General features: G+C 74.8%; 1 protein-coding gene. It reads right to left on the minus strand.

The window, feature by feature from the left end; genetic code table 11:
- Nucleotides 1–64 precede the first annotated feature (64 nt).
- Nucleotides 65–651 (minus strand): helix-turn-helix domain-containing protein (locus KUM32_RS13775; protein WP_217142149.1); only part of this gene is annotated, 587 nt, incomplete at its 5' end.

Raw genomic sequence — 651 nt, forward strand, 5'->3', positions numbered from 1 at the left:
GCCCACGGCCGCTTCCGGACGCGGCCGTGGGCCATCGGAGTACGCGTCAGTCGAGGAGTACGCGTCAGTCGACCCGGAGACCGACCGCCAGCGTCAGTTCGAGGACCCGCTGCGGCGACGCGAGATCCGGAAACAGCTCCCGCAGCTGTGCCATCCGGTACCGCACTGTCTGGGGATGGACGAACAACGCCGCCGCCACCTCGTCCCGTCTGCCCTGGTGCAGCAGCCACTCCCGCAGCGTCTCCTCCAGCCGCCGCGCGGTCGCGACGGGCACGGTCCGCAGCGGTGCGAGGGCCCGGGCACGCAGGTCCGCGAACGCGTCCGCGTCGGCGCTCAGCACCAGCTCGGGCAGGTGGTCCTCGGTGTCGCGAATGTCAGGGGAGAGGGAGCGCGCGTGTGCGGCTCGCGCGTACGAGGCGGACGCGCGGGTCCAGGGCCGGGTCGGGCCGACCACGGCGGTGCGCTCGGTGAGCTGCCGCAGGAGGCGTGAGCGGTCGGCGTCGGGGACGAGCAGCACGCCGGTGGCGTCCGGCAGGTCGTCGAGGACGAGGGTGCTCGGGTCGAGCGAGCGGTAGGCGGGCCGGGTCTGGGCGGCGGGCAGCAGGACCGCGGTCAGCGAGACCGGAGGCTGCCACCCGGCCCGTTGCGCGG

The organism is Streptomyces sp. AC627_RSS907 (genome assembly GCF_019049165.1).